At 38.9% G+C, this 23855-nt stretch carries 21 protein-coding genes and 1 pseudogene; 21 read left to right on the top strand and 1 reads right to left on the bottom strand.

The window, feature by feature from the left end; genetic code table 11:
* Nucleotides 1–24: 24 nt before the first annotated feature.
* The 4 genes from NHH15_RS03055 to NHH15_RS03040 all read left to right on the top strand — a co-directional run bounded on the left by NHH15_RS03055 (nt 25) and on the right by NHH15_RS03040 (nt 2522).
* Nucleotides 25–618 carry a type IV toxin-antitoxin system AbiEi family antitoxin domain-containing protein gene (locus NHH15_RS03055; protein WP_262065175.1) on the top strand — a complete coding sequence of 198 codons (594 nt, stop codon included), beginning with the start codon at nt 25–27 and terminating at the stop codon, nt 616–618.
* Nucleotides 615–1454, top strand: a complete 840-nt coding sequence (locus NHH15_RS03050) for a nucleotidyl transferase AbiEii/AbiGii toxin family protein (protein ID WP_262065174.1) — start codon at nt 615–617, stop codon at nt 1452–1454. Before NHH15_RS03055 ends, NHH15_RS03050 begins: the two co-directional genes overlap by 4 nt.
* Before the next feature lie 124 nt (nt 1455–1578).
* Complete coding sequence (locus NHH15_RS03045) at nt 1579–1740, top strand: hypothetical protein (protein WP_262065173.1); 162 nt, start codon at nt 1579–1581, stop codon at nt 1738–1740.
* 434 nt (nt 1741–2174) lie between these two features.
* Nucleotides 2175–2522, top strand: a complete 348-nt coding sequence (locus NHH15_RS03040; protein ID WP_262065172.1) for a FaeA/PapI family transcriptional regulator — start codon at nt 2175–2177, stop codon at nt 2520–2522.
* On the opposite strand, the pseudogene NHH15_RS15835 reads toward NHH15_RS03040, so the two are convergent.
* A pseudogene (locus NHH15_RS15835) lies at nt 2504–2713 on the bottom strand (hypothetical protein); the annotation flags it as partial. The gene NHH15_RS03040 and the pseudogene NHH15_RS15835 overlap by 19 nt on opposite strands.
* 114 nt (nt 2714–2827) lie before the next feature.
* Here NHH15_RS15835 and uvrB point away from each other — a divergent pair.
* The 17 genes from uvrB to NHH15_RS02955 all read left to right on the top strand — a co-directional run bounded on the left by uvrB (nt 2828) and on the right by NHH15_RS02955 (nt 23808).
* The gene (gene uvrB / locus NHH15_RS03035) at nt 2828–4810 is read left to right on the top strand and encodes an excinuclease ABC subunit UvrB (RefSeq protein ID WP_262065171.1); all 1983 of its coding nucleotides are present in this window, start codon (nt 2828–2830) and stop codon (nt 4808–4810) included.
* 17 nt (nt 4811–4827) lie between these two features.
* Nucleotides 4828–7674: an excinuclease ABC subunit UvrA gene (gene uvrA, locus NHH15_RS03030; protein WP_262065170.1), complete on the top strand. Its 2847-nt coding sequence runs from the start codon at nt 4828–4830 to the stop codon at nt 7672–7674.
* A 72-nt stretch (nt 7675–7746) separates the two neighbouring features.
* On the top strand, nt 7747–8736 hold the full coding sequence (gene mreB, locus NHH15_RS03025) for a rod shape-determining protein (RefSeq protein WP_262065169.1): 990 nt from the start codon (nt 7747–7749) through the stop codon (nt 8734–8736).
* A gap of 5 nt (nt 8737–8741) precedes the next feature.
* Nucleotides 8742–10964: an SF1B family DNA helicase RecD2 gene (gene recD2, locus NHH15_RS03020; protein ID WP_262065168.1), complete on the top strand. Its 2223-nt coding sequence runs from the start codon at nt 8742–8744 to the stop codon at nt 10962–10964.
* Nucleotides 10945–11646 carry a ComF family protein gene (locus NHH15_RS03015; RefSeq protein WP_262065167.1) on the top strand — a complete coding sequence of 234 codons (702 nt, stop codon included), beginning with the start codon at nt 10945–10947 and terminating at the stop codon, nt 11644–11646. Before recD2 ends, NHH15_RS03015 begins: the two co-directional genes overlap by 20 nt.
* A 54-nt stretch (nt 11647–11700) precedes the next feature.
* On the top strand, nt 11701–12120 hold the full coding sequence (locus NHH15_RS03010; RefSeq protein ID WP_262065166.1) for a hypothetical protein: 420 nt from the start codon (nt 11701–11703) through the stop codon (nt 12118–12120).
* Entirely contained in the window at nt 12098–13141 is a 1044-nt protein-coding gene (locus NHH15_RS03005) for a hypothetical protein (protein ID WP_262065165.1), read from the top strand. Before NHH15_RS03010 ends, NHH15_RS03005 begins: the two co-directional genes overlap by 23 nt.
* 15 nt (nt 13142–13156) lie before the next feature.
* Complete coding sequence (gene cdaA / locus NHH15_RS03000; RefSeq protein ID WP_262065164.1) at nt 13157–14050, top strand: diadenylate cyclase CdaA; 894 nt, start codon at nt 13157–13159, stop codon at nt 14048–14050.
* Nucleotides 14028–15275 (top strand): CdaR family protein, encoded by a 1248-nt coding sequence (locus tag NHH15_RS02995; RefSeq protein ID WP_262065163.1) that lies wholly within the window; start codon nt 14028–14030, stop codon nt 15273–15275. The genes cdaA and NHH15_RS02995 overlap by 23 nt, the downstream gene beginning before the upstream one ends.
* A gap of 14 nt (nt 15276–15289) precedes the next feature.
* Nucleotides 15290–15553, top strand: a complete 264-nt coding sequence (locus tag NHH15_RS02990) for an HPr family phosphocarrier protein (RefSeq protein WP_262065162.1) — start codon at nt 15290–15292, stop codon at nt 15551–15553.
* Between the two features lie 2 nt (nt 15554–15555).
* On the top strand, nt 15556–16455 hold the full coding sequence (locus NHH15_RS02985; protein ID WP_262065161.1) for a nucleotidyltransferase family protein: 900 nt from the start codon (nt 15556–15558) through the stop codon (nt 16453–16455).
* Between the two features lie 15 nt (nt 16456–16470).
* Nucleotides 16471–17355 carry a LicD family protein gene (locus NHH15_RS02980; protein WP_262065160.1) on the top strand — a complete coding sequence of 295 codons (885 nt, stop codon included), beginning with the start codon at nt 16471–16473 and terminating at the stop codon, nt 17353–17355.
* A gap of 15 nt (nt 17356–17370) precedes the next feature.
* On the top strand, nt 17371–20925 hold the full coding sequence (locus tag NHH15_RS02975; protein ID WP_262065159.1) for an N-acetylmuramoyl-L-alanine amidase: 3555 nt from the start codon (nt 17371–17373) through the stop codon (nt 20923–20925).
* A 13-nt stretch (nt 20926–20938) separates the two neighbouring features.
* The gene (locus tag NHH15_RS02970; RefSeq protein WP_262065158.1) at nt 20939–21547 is read left to right on the top strand and encodes a GerMN domain-containing protein; all 609 of its coding nucleotides are present in this window, start codon (nt 20939–20941) and stop codon (nt 21545–21547) included.
* A 68-nt stretch (nt 21548–21615) separates the two neighbouring features.
* A complete protein-coding gene (locus NHH15_RS02965) occupies nt 21616–22305 on the top strand; it encodes a glycosyltransferase family 2 protein (RefSeq protein ID WP_262065157.1) in 690 nt (229 codons plus the stop codon).
* Between the two features lie 4 nt (nt 22306–22309).
* Nucleotides 22310–22657, top strand: a complete 348-nt coding sequence (locus NHH15_RS02960; RefSeq protein WP_262065156.1) for a DUF2304 domain-containing protein — start codon at nt 22310–22312, stop codon at nt 22655–22657.
* Between the two features lie 11 nt (nt 22658–22668).
* Nucleotides 22669–23808, top strand: a complete 1140-nt coding sequence (locus tag NHH15_RS02955; protein WP_262065155.1) for a glycosyltransferase family 4 protein — start codon at nt 22669–22671, stop codon at nt 23806–23808.
* The last annotated feature ends 47 nt before the right edge of the window (nt 23809–23855 follow it).

The following is a 23855-nucleotide window of genomic DNA, read 5'->3' as shown; positions in this document are numbered from 1 at the left end:
AAAGTTTCAAAGGAGGGATGAGTAATGAAATTAAATCCTGAATTATATGAAGTAATGAAAAAAAATAATAACATGATTACAACAGCGCAGGTACTTGCGCTTGGATATTCAAAAACATTGTTAACACAATATGTCAAAGGGGGCTTGCTAGATAGATGCCAGCATGGACTGTATACACTGCCTGATTCAGTACATGACGATATGTATACGCTGAGTTTGCGGTCAGATAAAATTGTTTTTTCCCACGATACGGCACTATTTCTAAATGGCTTATCTGACAGGACTCCTTTTTTTCATTCGGTGACGATTCCAAGTAATATGTCATTGTCACCATCTATAAAGGATGAATGTAGTTGCTATTATATCAAATCAGAATTATATCAGGTGGGTCTTATACAGAAAAAGACTACATTTGGAAATGTTGTAAAATGCTATAACTCGGAGCGCACAATCTGCGATATGCTACGGAGTAGAAGTAGATTAGATGAAGAAAATGTTATAAGTGCAGTGAAGAATTTTGCTAATTTTAGAGATAAGGATTTAAATTTACTTACAGTATATTCAAAACAATTTCAGGTTAGTAAGGCATTAAAGAAATATATGGAGGTATTGCTATGAGTTCAAAAGCTATGAGTTTGAAAGGGCGAATAAAGAACTATGCTAAGAGTTGTAATATAGCGGCGCAAGTGGTTCTTCAAAATTATATGTTTGAGCGTTTTTTGATAAGATTATCGCAATCAGAATATAATCAAAAGTTTGTCATTAAAGGTGGTATGCTTATTGCAGCAATTGTTGGACTGGACACTAGATCAACAATGGATTTAGATACGACACTTCGCGACTTGCCCTTATCTGAAGACAAGGTTTTTGCTGTACTAAAAGAAATTTGTGCCATTAACTTGAATGATGATACTGTATTTGAACTGAAATCAATTGCTCCAATTCGTAAGGATGATAGTTATGGAGGCTTTTGCGTTTATCTGGAAGCGAGGTATGATACGATAGTGACACCACTTTCGATAGACGTGTCTACAGGTGATGTGATTACTCCGTTCCCCGTACAGTATGAATTTAGTGGCATTTTTGATGATGAAGTTTGTATTAAATTGTGGGGATATAATATTGAAACAGTAATGGCAGAGAAGATAGAAACCATATTAAGAAGAGGTGTTTTTAATACAAGACCAAGAGATTATTATGATATTTACATCCTTGGTACAACAAAGGAATATAATAGACAGGTGCTTGGAGATGCTGTGCGGGCAACTGCAGAGCACCGAGGAAGTTGGGAAAGGATTGCTGACAGTACAGGAATACTAAAGCAGATTACTGAGAGCGACGAATTGATGCAAATGTGGGACAAGTACCAAAGACGTTATCCATATGCTGTAGATATTACATATGAAAACATTAAGGATGTGTTAAGGGTGCTGATAGATGTAGTGTTTAAATGAGATGCCGATGAATGGAGATAAAAACTGATAATTATAGAAGATAGAGAGGATTAAGGCGTAAATTATCACCTGATCCTCTCTATCTTGATGAAGGTTAAATGAATTTAAGATAGAGGTGTTAGTTATGGAAGAAATGCGAGCGATAGATTGTGAAGAAGAATATAAGGATAATCAGAAAGTGATTCGAGATAGAATTTTAGAAAGTATGAATGATATAAAAGCAGGTAAGGGTAGAGATTATAACGATTTTTTTGATGAGCTGGATGGAAAATATAAAAATGTATAAGTATCAAATAGTTATGCTGTCGATGGCAGAAAAGGATATATTGCGAAACATGGAATTAGTTCCTACAACAGTTCAGTAAAACAAAGCAAACCAACTTCAAAAAGATATTAAATATCATTCAAAAGAAGAAATAGCAGAAATTAGAGGTGCTTTAAGAAGTACTGTTGGACGCCATTTGAAGGAATTGAAGAGTATAGGAATAATTGAACGTACTGGCTCAAAAAAAGAAGGATACTGGAGTATTGAAGAAGAATACCACTCTATTTTTGAAAAGAAGTAATAGTATTTGTATGCTTAAAAGTCAGGAGGTATAATGCCGTAGATAGGTATGATGATAGGTTAATCGTGCAACTTGTGACGGGGTTTTAACGCCGGATGATTTTGAGCCGAATCCTAAGAACCCAATTATTGCTTCCTTTTTTAGGAACATTGGATTGTCAGATCAATTAGGATCCGATGTGCGAAATTTATTTAAGTATGGGAAATTATATTCTGGTGTAGAGCCGAAGATAATTGAAGATGATGTGTTTAGAATTGTGATGCCGTTAGATGATGAGTATTCGTTTAATATGAATACCAAAATCAGCGATAAAAAATCAAAGAATTACGTAAGGATACTTGCCTACATGAAAAATAGACAAGCGTATAAAACAAAGGAGATTGCTGAAGTATTGGGGATTCAGTCACCGCAGACGAGAAGTTTATTAAATGATTTAGTTAAACAAGGTAAAATAGAGGCTTTGGGGGAAAATAGGAATCGGACTTACAAGCTGAAGGAATGAGGAATGAATGCTGGTTCGATCTCTTTAAGCTTAAAAAAGTTATGAAGCTTATTGTCCGGGAGTAATTGAGACAGTTCAAATGGGCTATACCCGTTTAGGTTGTCTCTTTTTTCGCTATTGATATGATTCATAAGTAGAGTAACTTTCTCTTCATCCAAGTCCTCAAATGATGTTCCCTTTGGCTTGACATATCACGAAAACGAGAAATGCGAACAAATGTTCCTTTTCGCTGTACTTTTCAATATTGCTGTGTTAGAATATATGAAGATTCTTATGAGCTAAATGTCGATTTGGGAGGATATTTTATGGCAGATTTCAACTTAAAAGCACCTTTTGAGCCAACAGGTGATCAACCACAGGCGATTGAACAGCTGGTTGCCGGGTTTAAAGAGGGCAATCAAGCTCAAACTTTACTCGGAGTTACCGGTTCTGGAAAGACCTATACGATGGCCAATGTCATTCAGCAACTTGGGAAACCAACGCTAGTCATTGCCCATAATAAGACTTTGGCTGCACAGCTCTATGGTGAGTTTAAAGAGATGTTCCCAGACAACGCAGTAGAATACTTTGTATCCTATTATGATTATTATCAACCGGAGGCATATGTACCGTCTTCGGACACTTATATTGCAAAAGATTCTGCTATCAATGACGAAATAGATAAACTTAGACACTCTGCAACAGCAGCACTTTCAGAAAGACGAGATGTAATCATTGTTGCCAGTGTGTCCTGCATATATGGATTGGGAAGTCCGATTGATTATCAGGAGATGGTAATATCTCTTCGTCCAGGTATGGAAAGAGACCGGGATGATATTATTCATAAGCTGATAGATATTCAATATACAAGAAACGATATGGATTTCCGAAGAGGTACTTTTCGGGTAAGAGGAGATGTATTAGAAGTATTTCCAGCCACATCAGAAGAAGATGTGATTCGAATCGAATTTTTCGGTGATGAAATAGAGAGAATTGCTGAAATAGATATTCTCACTGGAGAAATAAAAAGCGAGTTAAAGCATGCAGCGATTTTTCCGGCATCTCACTACGTTGTTTCAAAAGACAGTATGAACCGGGCAATCGAGGAAATCGAGGCAGAGCTGGTAGAGCAGTTAGCTTATTTTAAAAGAGAAGGGAAATTAATTGAAGCTCAAAGAATAGAAGAGCGTACCAATTTTGACGTAGAAATGATGCGGGAAACGGGATTCTGCTCTGGCATTGAGAATTATTCCAGACACTTGACAGGGTTGGAGCCGGGAGCACCACCCCATACACTAATTGACTATTTTCCAGATGATTTTATTATGATGATTGATGAGTCCCATAAGACCATTCCTCAGATAGGCGGAATGTATAATGGCGACCGTTCCAGAAAAAGTACGTTGGTAAATTACGGATTTCGGTTACCCTCGGCACTGGATAACAGACCCCTTAATTTTCAAGAATTTGAAAGCAAGATTGACCAGATACTCTTTGTATCAGCAACTCCTGGGAACTATGAGAAGGAACATGAACTATTAAGAGCGGAACAGGTGATTCGACCAACAGGATTACTGGATCCAAAGGTAGAAGTGCGTCCTGTGGAAGGTCAGATTGATGACTTGATTGGTGAAGTTAACAAAGAAATCAAAAAGAAAAATAAAGTATTGATTACTACTTTGACAAAGCGTATGGCAGAGGATTTGACAGATTACATGAAGGAATTGGGGATTCGAATTCGTTACCTCCATTCAGATATTGATACTTTGGAGCGAACAGAAATTGTTCGGGATATGCGCTTGGATGTGTTTGATGTTTTAGTAGGAATCAACCTATTAAGAGAAGGGCTGGATATTCCTGAGATTACCTTAGTTGCAATCTTAGATGCAGACAAAGAAGGATTTTTGCGTTCAGAGACTTCCTTAATACAAACAATAGGACGTGCAGCCAGAAATGTAGAGGGACATGTACTAATGTATGCAGATGTGATGACAGATTCGATGAACAAGGCTATTGACGAGACCAATCGAAGAAGAGCAATCCAAATGGAATATAATACACAACATAATATTACACCGAAGACGATTCAAAAAGCAGTACGGGATTTAATCAGCGTGTCTCAAAAGGTGGATACTGCAGAGTTGATTATGGATAAAGATCCGGAATCTATGAGCAGAAAAGAATTGGAGAAACATATCGCAGATGTTTCCAAGAAGATGAAGAAGGCGGCAGCAGAGCTTAATTTCGAAGCAGCAGCAACGTTACGAGATCAATTAGTCGAATTAAAAACAGTTCTTCAGGACTTGTAAAATAGAAAGGGTATGACATGAGCAGGCAGACGAAAGAGAACAAGAAATACATTAAAATAAAAGGGGCAAATGAGAACAATTTAAAAAACATAGATTTAGACATACCGAGAAATGAATTGGTGGTTTTAACGGGACTGAGTGGCTCCGGAAAGACCTCCCTTGCATTTGATACAATTTATGCAGAGGGACAGAGAAGATATATGGAATCCTTGTCTTCTTATGCCAGACAATTCCTTGGACAAATGGAAAAACCTGATGTGGAAAGTATAGAAGGTCTTTCACCGGCAATCTCTATTGATCAAAAATCCACAAACCGCAACCCAAGATCCACGGTAGGCACGGTTACGGAAATTTATGATTATTTCAGACTTTTGTACGCACGTATCGGAATTCCCCACTGTCCTCTGTGTGGAACGGAGATCAAAAAGCAGACAATTGATGAGATGGTTGACCGGGTCATGGAGCTTGAGGAGGGAAGTAAAATTCAAATTTTGGCCCCTGTTGTCCGAGGCCGGAAAGGAAGTCATGCAAAACTTCTTGATAAGGCGAAAAGAAGTGGATACGTTCGGGCAATCGTGGATGGAAATTTATATGAGCTATCAGAAGAGATTATTCTGGATAAAAACTTCAAACATAATATTGAAATAGTGGTAGACCGTTTGGTAGTGAAAGAAGGAATTGAAAAGAGGCTGACAGACTCGATAGAAGACACCTTAAAGCTGGCAGATGGACTACTGGAAGTGGATGTGATAGGAAAAGAAAAAATCAACTTCTCTCAGAGTTTTTCTTGTCCCAATGATGGATATAGCTTAGACGAGATTGAGCCGAGAAGCTTCTCTTTTAACAACCCCTTTGGTGCGTGTCCGGACTGTCTTGGATTGGGATATAAGATGGAATTTGATGAGGATTTGATGATTCCTGACAAGAGACTGAGCATTAACGAAGGAGCCATTGCAGTTATGGGATGGCAGTCGGTAACTGATAAAAAGAGCTACACCAGAGCAATTATGGATGCATTGGCGAAAGAGTATAAGTTTTCCCTTGATACACCTTTTAAGGATTATCCCAAGAAGATTCATGATATTTTAATATATGGAACGGATGGAAAAGAGGTTAAAGTTTATTATAAAGGCCAAAGAGGAGAAGGTATCTATGATGTCGCTTTTGAAGGGATTATCGATAATGTCAAAAGGAGATACCGGGAAACCTCATCAGAGTATTCAAAAGGTGAGTATGAACAGTTTATGCGTATCACCCCTTGTGGAACCTGTCATGGGCAAAGATTGAAACCGGGAGCCTTGGCAGTTACGGTAGGAGAGAAAAACATTGCCGAAGTAACCGATTATTCTATTGTAAAACTTTGGAGTTTTTTGGATCAATTGCAATTAACAAAGCAGCAAGAGCTGATCGGAAAACAAATCTTAAAAGAGATTAAGGCAAGGATTACCTTTCTAAAGGATGTAGGCCTTGATTATCTTACCTTATCGAGAAATACAGGAACCTTGTCAGGAGGTGAGGCGCAGCGGATCCGACTGGCAACCCAGATAGGCTCGGGATTAGTGGGGGTTGCGTATATTTTAGATGAGCCAAGCATTGGTCTTCATCAAAGAGACAATGATAAGCTTCTTCTGACTTTGAAGCGGTTAAAGGATTTGGGAAATTCCGTTCTGGTTGTAGAGCACGATGAAGATACTATGTTGGAGGCGGATTGTGTAATCGACATTGGACCAGGAGCTGGAGAGCATGGCGGAGAAGTTGTGGCAGTAGGTACAGCAAAAGAAATTATGAAAAATAAGAATTCCATAACGGGAGCTTACCTAAGTGGAAGAATTAAAATTCCAGTGCCGGAAATCAGACAAAAACCAAGTGGCTGGCTTAAAATTGAAGGTGCAAAAGAAAACAATTTAAAAAATGTAGATGTAAAAGTTCCGACAGGTGTTTTGACATGTGTAACAGGAGTTTCCGGTTCTGGAAAAAGTTCACTGATTAATGAAATATTATACAAGCGATTAGCGAAGGATTTGAACAGGGCAAGAGTGATTCCGGGAGCTCATAAAGACATTAAGGGAATTGAAAATCTTGATAAGGTGATTAACATTGATCAATCTCCAATTGGAAGGACTCCAAGGTCGAACCCTGCAACTTATACAGGTGTTTTTGATTTGATTCGGGACATGTTTGCAGCAACCCAGGATGCCAAAGCCAAGGGATATAAAAAGGGACGGTTCAGCTTTAATGTAAAAGGTGGACGATGCGAGGCTTGTAAAGGTGATGGAATTATTAAAATCGAAATGCATTTTCTGCCGGACGTTTACGTTCCTTGTGAGGTCTGCGATGGAAGAAGATACAACCGTGAAACCCTGGATGTAAAGTACAAAGGCAAAAGCATATATGATGTGCTAAACATGACAGTTGAAGAAGCGCTTCCATTTTTTGAAAATGTGCCCAGCATTAAAAGAAAGCTGGAAACATTAAATGAAGTAGGGCTTTCTTACATACGTCTTGGTCAGCCATCTACCACACTTTCAGGTGGAGAAGCCCAAAGGGTAAAACTGGCAACGGAGCTTAGCAAAAGAAGTACAGGGAAAACGGTATATATTTTAGATGAGCCTACGACAGGTCTTCATTTTGCAGATGTACATAAATTGACTGAAATATTAAAGAGGCTGTCCTCAGACGGAAATACCGTTGTAGTAATTGAACATAATTTAGATGTGATTAAAACGGCAGATTATATTATTGACATTGGACCAGAGGGGGGAGACAAAGGTGGAAGAATCATAGCCTCTGGAACTCCGGAAGAGGTTGCCGAGGTAGAAAAATCCTATACTGGAAAATATATTAAGCAAGTTCTAAGTAAATAGGGCTTTTACTTTTCTGTTGAATTTTATATAATAGTACGGATAGTAGGAAATATTTTCGTTAGGAGAAGACGCATGTCTATAGATGTAGGAATTGATTTAGGAACCTCAAGTACTCTTGTGTATGTGAGAGGAAGAGGTGTTATTATAAAGGAACCATCCGTGGTGGCTTATGATCGTGACACCAACAAGGTCAGGGCATTTGGTGAAGAGGCAAGAACGATGCTAGGCAGAACGCCTGGAAACATTATTGCAATTCGACCATTAAAGCATGGGGTAATATCGGATTACACTGTGACTGAAAAAATGATTAAATACTTTATTACAAAAGCCCTGGGAAGAAGAACTTTTCAAAAACCAAAGATTAGTGTGTGTGTACCAAGCGGTGTGACGGAAGTGGAACAAAAGGCAGTGGAAGAAGCAGCTTATGCAGCGGGAGCCAGAGAAGTATTTGTGGTTCAAGAGCCTGTGGCGGCGGCTTTAGGCGCTGGTATTGATATCTCAAAACCCTATGGGAATATGATTGTTGATATTGGTGGAGGAACGACGGACATAGCAGTAATTTCCCTGGGAGGCACTGTGGCAAGTGCCTCTATTAAGGTTGCCGGTGATGATTTAGATGATGCAATCATGCGTTACATTCGATCTCAGCACAATTTGTTGATTGGAGAAAGAACGGCGGAAGATATCAAGATTAAGGTGGGTTCGACCTATCCATTAATGGAAGAGGAAGCGATGGAAGTGAAAGGTCGCAATGTTGTGACGGGGCTGCCAAAGACGGTTACAATCACCTCCCTGGAAACAGAAAATGCTCTTCGGGAAATAACAGATCAGATTGTAGAATCCATTATAGCGGTTTTGGAACAGACACCACCTGAGCTTTCAGCCGATATTTTAGACAGAGGAATTATTCTGACAGGAGGAGGCTCCCTGCTGCGTGGACTGGAAGAACTCATTGAAGAAAGAACAGGGATACATACTCTTACAGCAGAAGAACCTATGAAGGTAGTAGCAATTGGTACGGGAGAATATAAAGAGTTAATGAAAAGTGATTGGACTGAGTAGAGAAAATGGAAATAATAAAGGGTTATGTCGACCATATTATTTATCGAAATCAAAGCAATGCATATACAGTATTTGTTCTTCAAAACGAAGAGGGGGAATTATCCTGCACAGGATACTTCTCTTTTATTGAAGAAGGAGAACTTCTGGAGTTAAAGGGTGATTATGTAAGTCATCCTACTTATGGGCTCCAGCTTCAGGTTACAGGATATAAAGAATGCGAACCGGAAGATTTAGTGTCCATAGAACGCTACCTGGGTGGTGGAGCAATTAAAGGCATTGGCCAGGCTCTTGCCGGTAAAATCGTAGGACGGTTTCGGGAAGACACCTTTCGTGTGATTGAAGAGGAGCCGGAATTACTAGCTCAAATAAGAGGTATCAGTGAAAGAAAGGCGATGGAAATCGCCAGACAAGTAGAAGAAAAAAAAGAAGTGCGGAATGCTGTCATTTTTATGCAAAAATATGGGATTTCCACAAGTCTTGGAATGAAGATTTATCAATTCTATCAAAATAATATCTATCGAATTCTGGAAGAAAATCCATATCAACTGGCAGATGAAATTGAAGGTGTTGGTTTTAAAACCGCAGATGAAATTGCAACAAAAGTAGGAATCCTGAGGGATTCTGATTTTCGTATTAAAAGCGGTCTTTATTATACACTTCAGCAAAGTGCATCTGAGGGGCATACTTATCTTGTTCAGGAAGACTTGCTGAACAGAACGAAGGAGCTGCTGGGTGTTCCAGTTTCACAAGTTGAAAATCATCTAATCGATTTATCCATGGAAAGAAAAATAATTATTAAAAATGAAGATTCCCAAGTTCGGATTTATCCTGCAACGTATTATTATATGGAATTAAATGTTGCAAGAATGTTAGATGATTTGAATTACAAATTTAAAGTTTTTTCCAGTGCATTAGAATCCAGAATGGAAGAAATCGAATCAGAAGAAAGTATCATTTTGGATGGGGTTCAAAAAGAAGCGGTCTTTGAAGCGGCTCAAAATGGTGTAATGGTTTTGACCGGAGGACCTGGAACTGGGAAAACGACGACGATTAATGCAATGATTCGATTTTTTCAAAAGGAAGGAATGTCAATACTTTTAGGAGCACCAACTGGTAGAGCGGCTAAACGGATGAGTGAAGCTACGGGATATGAGGCGACAACAATCCACCGGATGCTGGGTGTAAATAAAGGTCCGGAGGAAGAAGAATCTGGATTTAGCAAAAACGAAGATTATCCATTGGAAACGGACGTCGTAATTATTGATGAGGTTTCCATGGTAGATTTGCCTCTTATGAGTGGGCTGTTAAAAGCGATTATACCTGGAACCCGTTTGATTTTGGTTGGAGATATCAATCAGCTTCCCTCTGTAGGGGTGGGAAAAGTACTGGAAGATGTGATTTCGTCAGGTGTGTTTCCAGTCGTTAAATTGACCGAAATTTTCCGTCAAGCAAAGGAAAGTGATATCGTGGTCAATGCTCATAAAATAAATAAAGGTGAAGCAGTTGTTGCCGATAATAAAAGTGAGGACTTCTTCTTTTTGAAACGGCAGGAAGCTTCTACGATTATTAATGTTGTCCTTTTGCTGATTAAGGAGAAGCTGCCTAATTATGTTCATGCCACATCTTATGATATTCAGGTTTTAACTCCCACAAGAAAAGGACTGTTGGGAGTAGATAATCTAAATATTGAATTACAGAAGCATTTAAATCCTGCAAGCCGAAAGAAAAAGGAAAAGCTTTTTGGAGAACGCCTCTTTCGGGAAGGGGATAAGGTGATGCAGATTAAAAATAATTACCAGCTGGAATGGCAGGTAAAAACCAAGTATGGAATGGCGGTAGACAGTGGGCTGGGAGTCTATAATGGTGATATTGGCATAATAAAGGCAATCAACGACTATGAGGAAAGTGTAGAAATCATTTATGATGAAAACAAGAGCGTGTCTTATCCCTACGCCCTTTTAGAAGAAGTTGAATTAGCATATGCCATTACGGTTCACAAATCTCAAGGAAGTGAGTATCCGGGAGTGGTTATACCATTACTAAGTGGTCCAAGGCCTCTGTATAATCGAAACTTAATCTACACTGCAATTACAAGAGCGAAGTCTTGTGTGACGATTGTAGGCAGTGAGACTGTTTTTCAGGATATGATTAAAAATACTATGGAACAAAAAAGAAATACGACTTTGTCAAAGCGAATCCAAGAATTACATGAAGGAGCAAATAAATAAGCTGATCTGGCCGGAAGTATGTCCGATTTGCCAGAAGGTAAGTAAAACAGGAGTATGTACTCCTTGTGCTAAAAAACTGAATCGATATGAAGTTCAGGAACCGAGCTGCTTAAAATGTGGAAAGCCAATTGAAAACGAGTGTGAAAGTATGTGTCATGACTGTGAGAGAAGAGAGCGCTCTTTTGAAAGAGGCAGGGGGATATTTTTACACAGTGGGGTGATACAAAAGGCTATTTATCGCTTTAAGTATCACAATCAAAGGTATATAGGAAGGTTTTTTGCAAATGAGATGGCAGTTAGGGGCAAAGGATTTCTACGGAATTTTTCACCGGAAATACTGGTTCCTGTTCCCATTGATCCATGGAGAAAAAAAGAACGGGGATATAATCAAACCCTGATTTTGGCACAAGAACTTGAGATAATCAGTCGTATTCCAACATTTGATTGTGTGAAAAGAGTCCGCAGGACAATGCCCCAAAAGGGATTGAGCAAAGAAGAGAGAAAGGGGAATTTAAAAGATGCATTTCAAATGAAGGGAGCCCTTAAAAATGTAAAGAAAGCGTTAATTGTAGACGATATCTTTACCACTGGAAGTACAATAGAAGAACTGGCGGATTTACTTAGAAAAGTGGGAGTGCAAGAGGTTGGTTTTCTGACTATAAGTATTGGACAAGGAAAGTAATCTTTGATATACTTTAAAATGATGTGTATTTTTAAAGATTATCGAGGTGTAGAGATGATAGACAAGAGGAAAGTGAGATTAATGACAACGCTTACCATGTATGAGGAAAAGCAGGGTCGGGAGGATATTAAAATCAGTGAATATTACCGAAAAGATTATGTGAGTTTTCATACCATAGCGACGTTGATTTGGGTAACACTGGGATATGTTGCAATATGGGGGCTTATCGGCCTTGGATTTTTAGGTGACTTGCAAGGCGGCGGAGGAACCGGAAAACTAGTGATGCTGGGAATTATTGCAGTTGTAGGGTATTTTGTGGTTTTGGGTCTGTACGGGATTATCGGATATCGGTATTTCAACAAAAAGCATGCAGATTCGAGAAGTAGAATTAGAAAATACAATCACGGATTAATTCGACTATTAAAGACCTATGAGAGGGAGAACAGGCAAAATGGAAAAAATATTGACGCTTAAAGAGGAAATTCAGTTTTTTTACGGGAAATATACGAATGTAATTACACGGCTTTTAACGTTTCTACTTGCATTTGTAACCTTTTATTATATTAACCATACGATTGGATTTATGAAGATGTTGACTTCTCCACTGGTGTCTTTGGGACTTGCGGTTATTTGTGCGTTTTTAACACCGGGAGTAGTTTTGGCATTAGGTACAGTACTGATTTTGGCTCACATGTATGCATTGTCATTAAGTGCATTGATTGTTGTGGCAGTTGTCTTTTTGGTAATGTATGTGTTCTATTTCCGGGTTTCGGATGGAAATGCTGTAATGGTTCTATTGTCACCATTAGCATTCTGGTTACGGGTACCCTTTGTATTGCCTACGGCTTATGGTTTAACGAGCCAGCCGTCGAATGTAATCTCCATGTTGTTTGGAACGGTGATTTATTACGTGCTAAAGGTTGCTAATAAATTTGGAGGAGCTATGGTAAAGGGAGACGAAGGAGAAGGTCTGACCAATCAGATTGTTAGCTTTTCAAAACAAGTCTTTCAGAATAAAGAGATGCTTCTCTATATGATTTCTTTTGTGATTTGTTTTATCTGTGTCTATACGATTCGAAAAATGGCAATCAACCATGGGTGGAAAATTGCAATTATTTCAGGAACAGTTGTTGCAATTGTTACAATTGCAGTGGGAAGCATTTTTATGAATGTTGAATTAAATTTCACACAATTAATGATAGGTGGAGTTTTGTCCATCGTTGTTGGACTAATATTAGAACTGTTTTTGTTCTCAGTGGATTACTCTCGGACAGAGTCGTTGGAGTTCGAAGACGATTTGTATGTGTACTATGTGAAAGCAGTTCCAAAGTCTATTGTGAATATGAAAAGAAAAACAATTAAAACAATTAATAAGCGTCAAGAGTCTCAGGCTACACAGTTATTGGATGCAGATAAGATGAAGGAAGCAGAACCTGAGTCTGAGAGCGAGACAGTGGATGATAAAACAAGGGTGATTACACCACAAAACAACTAGCGGGGAGGTGACAAAGTGAATCAGGCAATTCTGCAATCAATTGAGAGATTTTTCGGAACAGATATTTACTTTCCGAGGATTCATTTTACGGATATTTTGGAAATAGTTATTCTGACCTTTTTAATCTATCAATTAATTCGCTGGATAAATAATACAAAGGCATGGATGCTTTTAAAGGGTATTTTAGTGTTGGCAATTTGTGTATTGGTTGCGACTATTTTACGCATGCATACCATTTTGTATCTGGTTCGAAACTCCATTACCGTTATGGCGACGGCAGTAGTTGTTGTATTTCAACCTGAACTAAGACGTGCATTAGAAAAGTTAGGGGAAAAACAATTTTTAACTTCTGTTATTAATTTGGATGGAAGTAATAGAGAAAGCATCCGTTTTAGTGATGCTACAAAACGTGACATTGTAGATGCGACATTTGCTATGAGCAACGTGAAAACTGGAGCGCTTATTGTAGTGGAACAGGCAATTCAACTAACAGAGTATGAAACAACTGGAATAAGGGTTGATGCAGCGGTATCCAAACAGTTGCTGTTAAATATTTTTGAGCACAACACCCCATTGCATGATGGGGCTGTTATTATGCGTGGAGATCGAATTATCTCTGCTACAAGCTATCTACCTCTTACTGATAGTTCGAATATCAGCAAGGAGTTAGGAACAAGACACAGAGCGGCTCTTGGTTTAAGTGAGGTCAGTGATGCCTTGATTGTAGTGGTTTCAGAAGAAACAGGCTTTGTCTCCGTTGCTCAAAGCGGAAAGCTTGATCGGAACATCACACGAAATGAGTTGGAAGAATGGCTGACTCAGATTCAGATAAAAGCAAATGCAACATCGAATTGGATGGGCAGAATAAAAGGGAGGGTTTTGAAACATGCGCGAAAAGATTCTAAATAATCTTCCTCTTAAAATTTTGGCATTTGTAATCGCCTTTTTACTGTGGTTTTTGGTTGTTAATGTAAGTGATCCAATTGACTCAAAGAGTTTGTCGGGCATTCAGGTAGAAGTCGTGAATCAGGATATTATCACAAAGAATGGACAGATTCTTGATTTCCCAGAGGATACTACAGTGAATGTTACAATCCGGGCGAAGCGTTCGGTTTTAGGAAATATAAAGGCAGAGGATATCGTCGCAACGGCAGATGTGAAGGAAATCATGAATGGTCAGCTTATCCCGGTAAGTGTAAAGGTGTCTGGATTTGAAGGCAGTATAGACGGGGCGACTGCCAATCCTTCAAATATACAGGTAAGTATTGATGATGAGAAAAAGGCGACTTTCCCGATTGGCACGTCATCAATAGGGACGGTACAAGATGGAAATGTTCTTGGAGAGATGACTGCAGAGCCAGAGACTGTTTTAATAGGCGGACCGAAAAAGGTAATCGACAATATTTCAAGGGTGACAGCTCAAGTAGATGTGGCGGGTCTTTCGGAAGACAAAACGTTAGAAGGTGAGCTGTACATTTATGATAATAACAATAATATCATTAATTCGACTCAACTGACGAATAACCTAAGTGCAGACAAAGGTGTAAGGGTTCAAGTGAAACTTTTGAAAATTAAAAGTGTGGATATCAGCATCGATGATTCGGAAATTTCTGCAGCGGAAGGATATTTCTATTCAGGACTTACCTATGAGCCGAAAAAGATTGATATTGCAGGTAAAAAAGAAGATTTAGATAAAATTACGAAGATTAGTATTCCATCATCCATGGTGGTGGCAGAAAATCTATCGGAAAAAGCAGAAGTCACGGTGGATTTATCGAAGGTATTACCTCAGGACATTACACTGGCGGATCCAAATGCAGGAAATGTATTGGTAACAATAAATGTAACTCAGCCAGGTACGAAGAAGTTTGATGTGTCCACGGGTTCTATTATCATCAATAATTTAGATAGTAAATTACAAGTAGATTATGATTCATCTATTAATGTGGAAATTACATTAGAAGGTGAAAGCGGGAAATTGGACAACATTACGAATCTGGCAAATAAAGTAAGCATAGACTTAAAGGGATATGATAAAGCAGGAACGTATAACATTCCATTAGCTATTGAACTCGAAGACGGAGTTAAGGTTGTTGGAAATCCCCAGGTTCAAGTAAAGATAGAGAAAAAATAGCATGGAGGAGTAGTATGGTAAGTCAGAAAGTTGTAATAAAAAATCCAACTGGTTTGCATTTAAGACCAGCTGGGATATTTTGTAATACTGCAGGTCGGTATAAAAGTAAGGTGACATTTCAATACAGAGATTCCATCGCAAATGCAAAAAGTGTACTCAGTGTACTTGGTGCATGTATTAAGCGAGGGGATGAAATCGAGCTGATTTGTGAAGGTGAAGATGAAGAAGAAGCACTAAAAGGAATGGTAAGTGCGGTAGAAGATGGATTAGGAGAGTAGACATGACGAATAAAATCACACTTGTAATTATGGCAGCAGGCATTGGAAGCCGTTTCGGCAAAGGAATTAAGCAGTTGGAAGGTCTTGGACCAAATGGTGAAGCAATTATGGAATATTCTATACGAGATGCAGTTGCAGCTGGTTTTGAAAAAGTTGTAATTGTAATTCGAAAGGACATTCAAGAAGTGTTTGATAACTCGGTAAGAAAAAGACTGGGGGATGAGGTGGAACTTTCTTATGTGTACCAAGAAATGGATCAAATTCCCAATGAATATAATGAGCTGATAGAGGGGCGCACCAAGCCTTGGGGAACGGGACAGGCAATTTTAAGCTGTAAGGATGAAGTCAATGGTTCCTTTTTAGTTATTAATGCAGATGATTACTATGGAAAGGAAGCTTATGAGAAAGCATACTCTTATCTTACCAGAGAAGAAAGTGCAGATACGGAAAAGATGCAGGCAGGGATGGTTGGCTTTGAGCTGAAAAACACATTAAGTGCCAGTGGTGGTGTGACGCGAGGCGTGTGTAAGGTAGATGATACCGATAAATTGATTGAAATCAGAGAAACCCAAAATATTCAATATGATGGGACGTGTATCAAAGGCGAGTATCAGGGAGAAGAAGTAGAGTTTCCAGAGGACACAGTAGTGTCCATGAATATGTTTGCATTTACAAAAGATTTTTTTGGAGTATTAGAAACTGGATTTCGAAAGTTTCTGGAAGGAACACTTCAAGGAACAGAAGATAAAAAGGAATTTCTGGTTCCAGTATTCATAGAGGAATTATTGCAAAAGAATCAAATGGAAGTAAATGTGCTCTATTCCAGTGACAGATGGTTTGGTATTACCTATCAGGCGGATAAGGAAGCAGCAAAAGAGGAATTGGCGAAACTATACAGATAGCGGTGATGATACAGTATGAGAAAATATAGCGAATTTGAAGAATACGATAAAGAGATTCTGGATAAGCTGCATAAGACACAGATTGAAATTCTGAACGAATTTAAACGAATCTGCAAGAAACATGATTTGAATTATTTTATTGCATACGGCTCTGCAATTGGAGCGGTTCGGCATAGAGGCTTTATCCCCTGGGATGACGACATAGATGTAGCTATGCCGAGAAAAGATTATATGAAGTTTATGTCTCTGGCAAAGAAGGAGCTAGCAGACAAGTATTTTCTTATGACACCGGAGATTGATAAACGTTACGCCTGCACCGTTACCCATCTGGAAATGAAGGGTACAATTTTTGTATCTGAGATGAACCAGGATCTAAAATGTGAGCAAGGAATCTTTATGGATATTTTTCCCTTGGACTTCGTCGCAGAGAACAAGGTGAAGGAAAAGTGGCAGGGATTGAGTACGAATTTTTGGGGAAGACTCTTGTTTTTATCAGGAACCGCTTATCCGATTGTACCAGTAAAGGGAGTATTTGGACTTGTATTACGATATTTGTGTGTTATAATTCATTATATGTTAAAGTTATTTCACATATCTCCTGCTTGGATTTATAAGAGGTTTCAAAAAAGCTCCATGTCCTCTTACCGCAAAGGTGGTACTTACGTAACGTCCTTTGAGTATGCCGGAGCAATAAAAGATAAGGTGAAATACAAAGACTTATTTCCATTGAAAGAAGTAAAATTTGAAGATACAACAGTAAACATACCCAGTAATAATCACGAATTTTTAACGAAGGTCTATGGAGATTATCTTAAGATGCCTCCAGTTCACAAAAGGGTGAATCATATGCCAATTATAATAGGGTTTGAGGGAGAAGAGCCCATTTATAAGAACAAATAGAAAAGGGGAAAAGACATGTTAAAGAGACAAGTTAGTTTGATTTTAGTCATGGCAATGGTGTTATCTTTGGTAACAGGGATGACTTCTTTTGCGGAAGAGAGCACGGCTCAAGAGACGCAACAAGAAAATTCAACAGAAAAAGCGGACGAGACAAAAGTTGACGAGACGACGGTAGACAAGACAGAAAAGTCTTCTGTTTCAGGTGAGGTGACGTTGGATTATATTGCCGTCACAAATCCACGAGTGGATAGTCCGGGAAGTCAAGACATTATCGCTGGGTTTAGTGAGGGAGCAAGCCTGGAAGATGCTGTTTTAACCTATGTAAACGAGACCACAGGAGAGGAAAAGACAATTACTCCTTTGGAGTGGGTGAATGATACGGCTCATTATGTAATGGATTTTCCAGAAGGAAGTCCGGCAGGAACCTATCGATTGATAAAATTGAATGTGATGAAAGAAGGAGTTGACACAGATATTCTCCTTTCTGATTTAGGAATAGAAAGTCGTTTCGGTGTGAATCAGGATTGTGAAACTACACCTGATGATGTGGTAGAAGCGGATCAGATGGCGGCAGAAGCAGAAGAGGTGATTGACCCGGAGCTTTTTGATACCAATGCTGAGGTGACGACAGCGACGATGGACGAGAGTGGAGAGGTGTCTGCTCAAACTTTAGAAGAGTCCTTGACACAGGAAATCCAAAGTACTGCAATGCAGACAAGAACAGGCAGAGCAGGGGAAGTCGTAATTGTCTTGGATCCTGGTCATGGTGGGTCGGATTCGGGCGCATCTAATAAAACCTACGGTGCGAAGGAAAAGGACTTGGTTCTTACCATAGCAAATGCTGTCAAAAGTGAACTTTCACAATATTACGGCGTAAGAGTGGAGATGACCCGTACTACAGATGTATTACTTGGTTCTAATATTTCAGAAGATCTAAAGGCAAGGCCAGAAATTGCGAAAAGCAAAGGTGCAAATCTTTTTGTCAGCCTCCATCTAAATGCGTTTAATGGAAGCGCAAAGGGGGCGGAGGTTTACTACGCAAGTGGAAGTCCATCTCCCTCTCAGAGTGTGTCTCAGTCTGTACAAGATGCTTTGGTTTCCCTGGGTCTGGGAAATCGTGGAGTGAAGACTGCGGAATATGTTGTTTTGACAGGCTGTAGAAATTATGGAATACCGGCACTTCTTATAGAATCGGCATTTATTGACAATGACAATGAATATTTAACATATTTGAACTCCACAGCAAAGTTGAATTCAATTGGTACAAAAATTGGTTCTAGCATTGCAAATTCCTTAGGTCTTTTAAAAGGACAATGGAAGCAAAGCGGAAAGAACTGGATGTTCCAGTTTAAAAACGGTTCTTATGCGAAGAATCAATGGCTTTACGTGGTGAATGGCTGGTATTATTTCAATGGCAGTGGATATATGCTAACGGGATGGCAGACGATTGGTTCGGACCGTTATCACTTTGATAGCAGCGGAATGATGTCTAGCAAGTGGAAGTTTATAGATAACAAATGGTATTATTTTGACAAAGATAGTGGAAAATTATTAAAAAATAACTGGCTGTGGGATACAGATTATAATAAATGGCTTTACCTGGATGGTAATGGCGTTATGGTAAAAGGCTGGAAGAAAATAGGAAGCTATAGCTACTATTTTAATGACAGTGGATACATGCTGAGTGGAAAGGTTACCATTGGTGGAAAAGAATATAATATTCCTTCTCACGGAGGATTAAAAAGTGGATGGGTACAAGACAGTACTGGAACATGGTATTATTATTCGGAAAAAGACCTTCTTGCAGCAAAAGGATTCCAGACCATTAATAAAGTTGTGTATTACTTTGATTCCAATGGAAAAATGGCAGTTGGCTGGAAGCTGATTAGTCAAAAGTGGTACTACTTTAATGGTAGTGGTGCTATGCAGAAAAACTGGTTGCTTCAAGGACGTACATGGTATCAGCTTGGCAGCGATGGGAAGATGAAAACGGGATGGTACACAGAAGGAACCACGAAGTATTATTTAGACAGTAACAGCGGTGGGATGATTACCGGATGGAAATTCATTGATAAGAATTGGTATTACTTTGCACCATGGGGCGGAATGGCAAAAAACTCATGGGTATTCGATGGAGTATGGTATGCGGTAGATAAAGATGGTAAAATGAGGACTGGCTGGTTTCAAGAAGGAAGTACTTATTATTACTTGAATTCTTCAGGCCGTATGCTTACAGGAACCCAGACAATCAGTGGAAAAACATATGTTTTTAATAGCAGTGGTGCATTGACTTCAGGTACCCCTGAAACAGGAATGAAGCCTTCCGAGGATTCGAATAATGAGAATGGCTGGGTTCTGGATGGAAAAACTTGGTATTACTATACCAATGGAAAGAAAGCAACGGGCTGGAAATGGATTGGCACGGACTGGTTTTACTTTAATGGATCCGGTAAAATGCTGACCGGTTGGATATGGGTTGGCGATAAGTGGTATTACATGGAATCCAGTGGAAGAATGAAGACAGGCTGGCAATTTATTAGTGGTGAATGGTATAACCTGGATGGAAACGGTGCCATGAGAATTGGCTGGTACAAAGAGGGAAATGCCTGGTATTATCTTCATGGAAGTGGAGTAATGCAACGTGGCTGGTATACAGAAGGCAGCAAAAAGTATTATCTGGACAGCAGCAGCGGCGTTATGGCTACCACATGGAAAAAAATAAGTGGAAAATGGTATTACTTTGATCTTGATTTAGGCGGAGCAATGAAGACTGGCTGGAGAAAGATTGGATCAACCTGGTATTATATGAATAACAACGGTGTTATGGTTACCGGATGGCTGCAGGAAGGCGGCTGGTACTACTTCAACAACAGCGGCGGAATGGAAAAGGGCTGGGTGAAGGATGGCAGCTACTATTACATGTCACCATCAAAAAATGGGGTTTATGCAGAAGGCCAGATGATGCTGGGATATCAACATATAGACGGAACGTGGTACTTTTTAAACAACACACAAAGTCCTTTGGGAGCAAATACTTATACAGGAGTGACTCCGATTATGGGAGGCACACAAAAGGGAGATGTTGTAAACTGGATGGTAAACCAATATAAATCCAGCGGAGTATCTTATCCAGGAACAGCCCTTTCAAAAGGTGGTGCTTCTACGATTACACAATTTGCTCAAATCATTAAAGAAGAAGCAGAGCGTGAGGGAGTAAGACCGGAAGTGGTGTTTGCTCAGGCAATGGTTGAAACCGGATGGCTTAAATTTGGTGGTCAGGTAAGCATTGATCAATATAATTTTAGTGGTTTGGGAGCAACAGATGACGGAGCAGCAGGGGCAGGATTTACCGATGTAAGAGAAGGCATTCGGGCGCAGGTACAACACTTAGTTGCCTACGCATCATCGAAAAATTTAACCACGACCTGTGTGGATCCAAGATTTCATTTGGTAACCAGAGAAGCAGCTCCATATATAGAATTCTTAGGAACAAAAGAAAATCCAAAAGGATATGGATGGGCCACTGGAGCAAGATATGGTTTCAAACTAATGGACATCATAAACAAATAGGAAGAGGTGTTTTATGAAAAAGAAAATCTTAATTCTTTTATCTCTTTTCTTGATTATTCTTTTAGCAGGCTGTACAAAGACATCAACAGTGGATGAGACAGAGAGCACAAAAAAAGAAGATGTGAAGGAAGAAGAAAAGGAAACAAACGATAACAATGATAAAAGCACCAATGAAGAAGCAGAAGAACCTGAGAAAGAAGAAGAAGCAGAAGAAGAGCTGGAAGAAGAGCCAGTGATAACAGGGAAACAAATACAAATATTTTATCCAAATGAAAATGGAGATGAAATGTTAGAAGAAACAATTTCCATTGAATCCCTTACACCGGATAATATTATGAAAGCCCTTTCAGATAAAGGTGTGCTTCCTGATGGTATAAGGGCACTCAACGTTAATTTAGAGCCTGGAGATGTTGAAAATGGAATGCAAGTGAATTTTACGACTTCATTCCAAGATTATATGGGAACCATGGGATCAGCAGGAGAACGTGTGATTCTTAAGAGTGTCGTAGATACTTTCTTGGGAGCTTATGGAAAAGGACAGATACTGATATTAGTAGAAGGAAATCCATTACAAACAGGACATGGTGTTTATGATTCCTATCTGTCTGTTGGTTCTTTGTAATAATAAAAGCGGGTGAAGACCCGCTTTTATAAAGTAAAAAAACAATCATTAAAAAGGGAGAAAAAAAGATGTCGGAATTACTCATTATTATTCCAGCATACAATGAAGAAGAGAGCATAGAAAAAGTGGTTTCTTTTATCCAGGAAAAATACAGCTGCTATGATTATGTTGTGGTAAATGATGGATCCAAAGATAAAACTGCAGATATTTGTAAAAGTAAAGGTTATGAACTAATTGATTTACCAATTAATTTAGGCTTAACAGGAGCTTTTCAGACGGGTCTAAAGTATGCATGGAAAAAAGGATATCAGTATGCCATTCAATTTGATGCTGATGGACAGCATAGGCCAGAGTTTATTGAGCCCATGCTCACAAAGATAAAAGAGGGATATGACATAGTAATCGGGTCCAGGTTTTTAGAGGAAAAGAAAGGTAAGGGTCTGCGTATGCTGGGAAGCAATCTTTTGACGATGGCAATACGTTTAACCACTGGGGTTAAAGTAAACGATCCCACCTCTGGCATGAGAATATTTTCAAAGAATATGATTAAAGAGTTCGCACATAATATTAATTATGGACCAGAGCCGGATACAGTATCCTACTTGATAAAAAATGGCGCTAAAATTGCAGAAGTACAGGTGAAAATGCAGGATAGAGAGTTTGGTGAAAGTTATCTGAATGCAGTGAATGCCGCTAAGTATATGTTTAAAATGCTGATCTCTATCTATATCGTACAAAACTTCAGGAAGAGAGGATAGAAATATGAGTGGTTTGATCCGAATATTACTAATTATAGGTGCTATTCTTTTGTTGGTTTTCATGTTAAAGAGAATTCGTCAATCGAAGTTGAAGATTGAATACTGTAGCTTTTGGCTTTTGTTTTCAGTTGTTTTAATTATTATTGCGATTTTTCCAGCACCCCTCTACGTATTTTCAGCGTGGCTGGGATTCCAGTCCCCTATTAACTTTGTGTATCTGGCAATTCTATTTATTTTAATTGTAAAGGCCTTTACAACGACAATACATATTTCTGCATTGGAGCACAAAATAGAAGAGTTAACACAAAAAATTGCAGTAGAAGATAAAGAAAAAAGAGACAAAGAGAAATAAGAGGAATTGATATGACATACTGTATATTTGCGGCGCAGTTTTTGCCCCATATGGGTGGAGTTGAAAGATATGTATATAACCTCTCAAAGAAGCTGATTGAAAATGGGGAAAGAGTGATTGTTGTAACCTCCCATATGGATGAAAACCTTCCGTATCAGGAAAATATGGAGGGAATAGTAGTTTATCGAATTCCAAGCATACCGGCAATAAATGAACGCTTTCCAATTCCTAAAAACTGGAAGAAGGTCATGAACCGGTTAGATAAGGAGAAGATTGATTTTATAGTGGTTAATGCCCGGTTTTATCTATTATCAATACTTGGACTTCGCTATGGAAAGAAAAGAAAAATTCCGCAGATTGTAATTGAACACGGTTCGGGGCATTTATCTGTTCATCATTCGGTTTTGGATTCCATTGGAGGGTTTTACGAACATTTTCACACGGCTATTGTTAAGCGCTATTGTAAAGATTTTTACGGGGTAAGTGAGGCTTGTAATGAATGGCTGGATCATTTCCGTATTAAAGGAAAAGGAACAATATATAATTCAATCAGTCTTGAAGAGCTTGAGGAAAGTAAGGTTCTTTCTCCACATTACCGCAAGGAATTAAAAATTGACGCCTCATCGAAGGTGGTTATTTTCACTGGACGTCTTTTGAAGGAAAAAGGAATTTTGCAATTAGTAGAAAGTATAATCCAACTGAAAAAAGACGGATACGATGTTCATTTGCTTATTGCGGGTACGGGAGATTTGGAAGAAGAAATCCGAAAAATAAAGAATGAAAACATTCATCTCTTGGGATACTTGTCTCACGAAGAAGTTCTTTGCATGTTAAGAGAAGGGAATATATATTGTTTGCCGTCGGATTCAGAGGGATTCAGCAGTGGTGTACTGGAAGCGTCTGCTTGTGATTGTTATATAATTACAACCAGGAGAGGCGGCTCAAAGGAGTTGATATCCAGCCCTGAATATGGAATGATTTTAGAAGACAACAAACAGGAATCAGTTTATAACGGACTGCGCTATATCTTAGACCACCCAGAGGAAGAGAAAAGTGCAATTGGGAAGGCACATAAACGTGTGTTAAATGAATTTACATGGAATATTACAACAAGGAAGCTGATGAATATAGCTGAAAGTATGAGAAAATAGGCGAAAGCCTATTTTTTTTGAAAAGATATTGCAATTTACAGTGAAAG

The organism is Aequitasia blattaphilus, assembly GCF_024721305.1.
Classification (GTDB): Bacteria; Bacillota; Clostridia; order Lachnospirales; family Lachnospiraceae; genus Aequitasia; species Aequitasia blattaphila.
The sequence above is the reverse complement of the archived record's forward strand: the minus strand, read 5'-3'. Positions and strand labels throughout refer to the sequence as shown.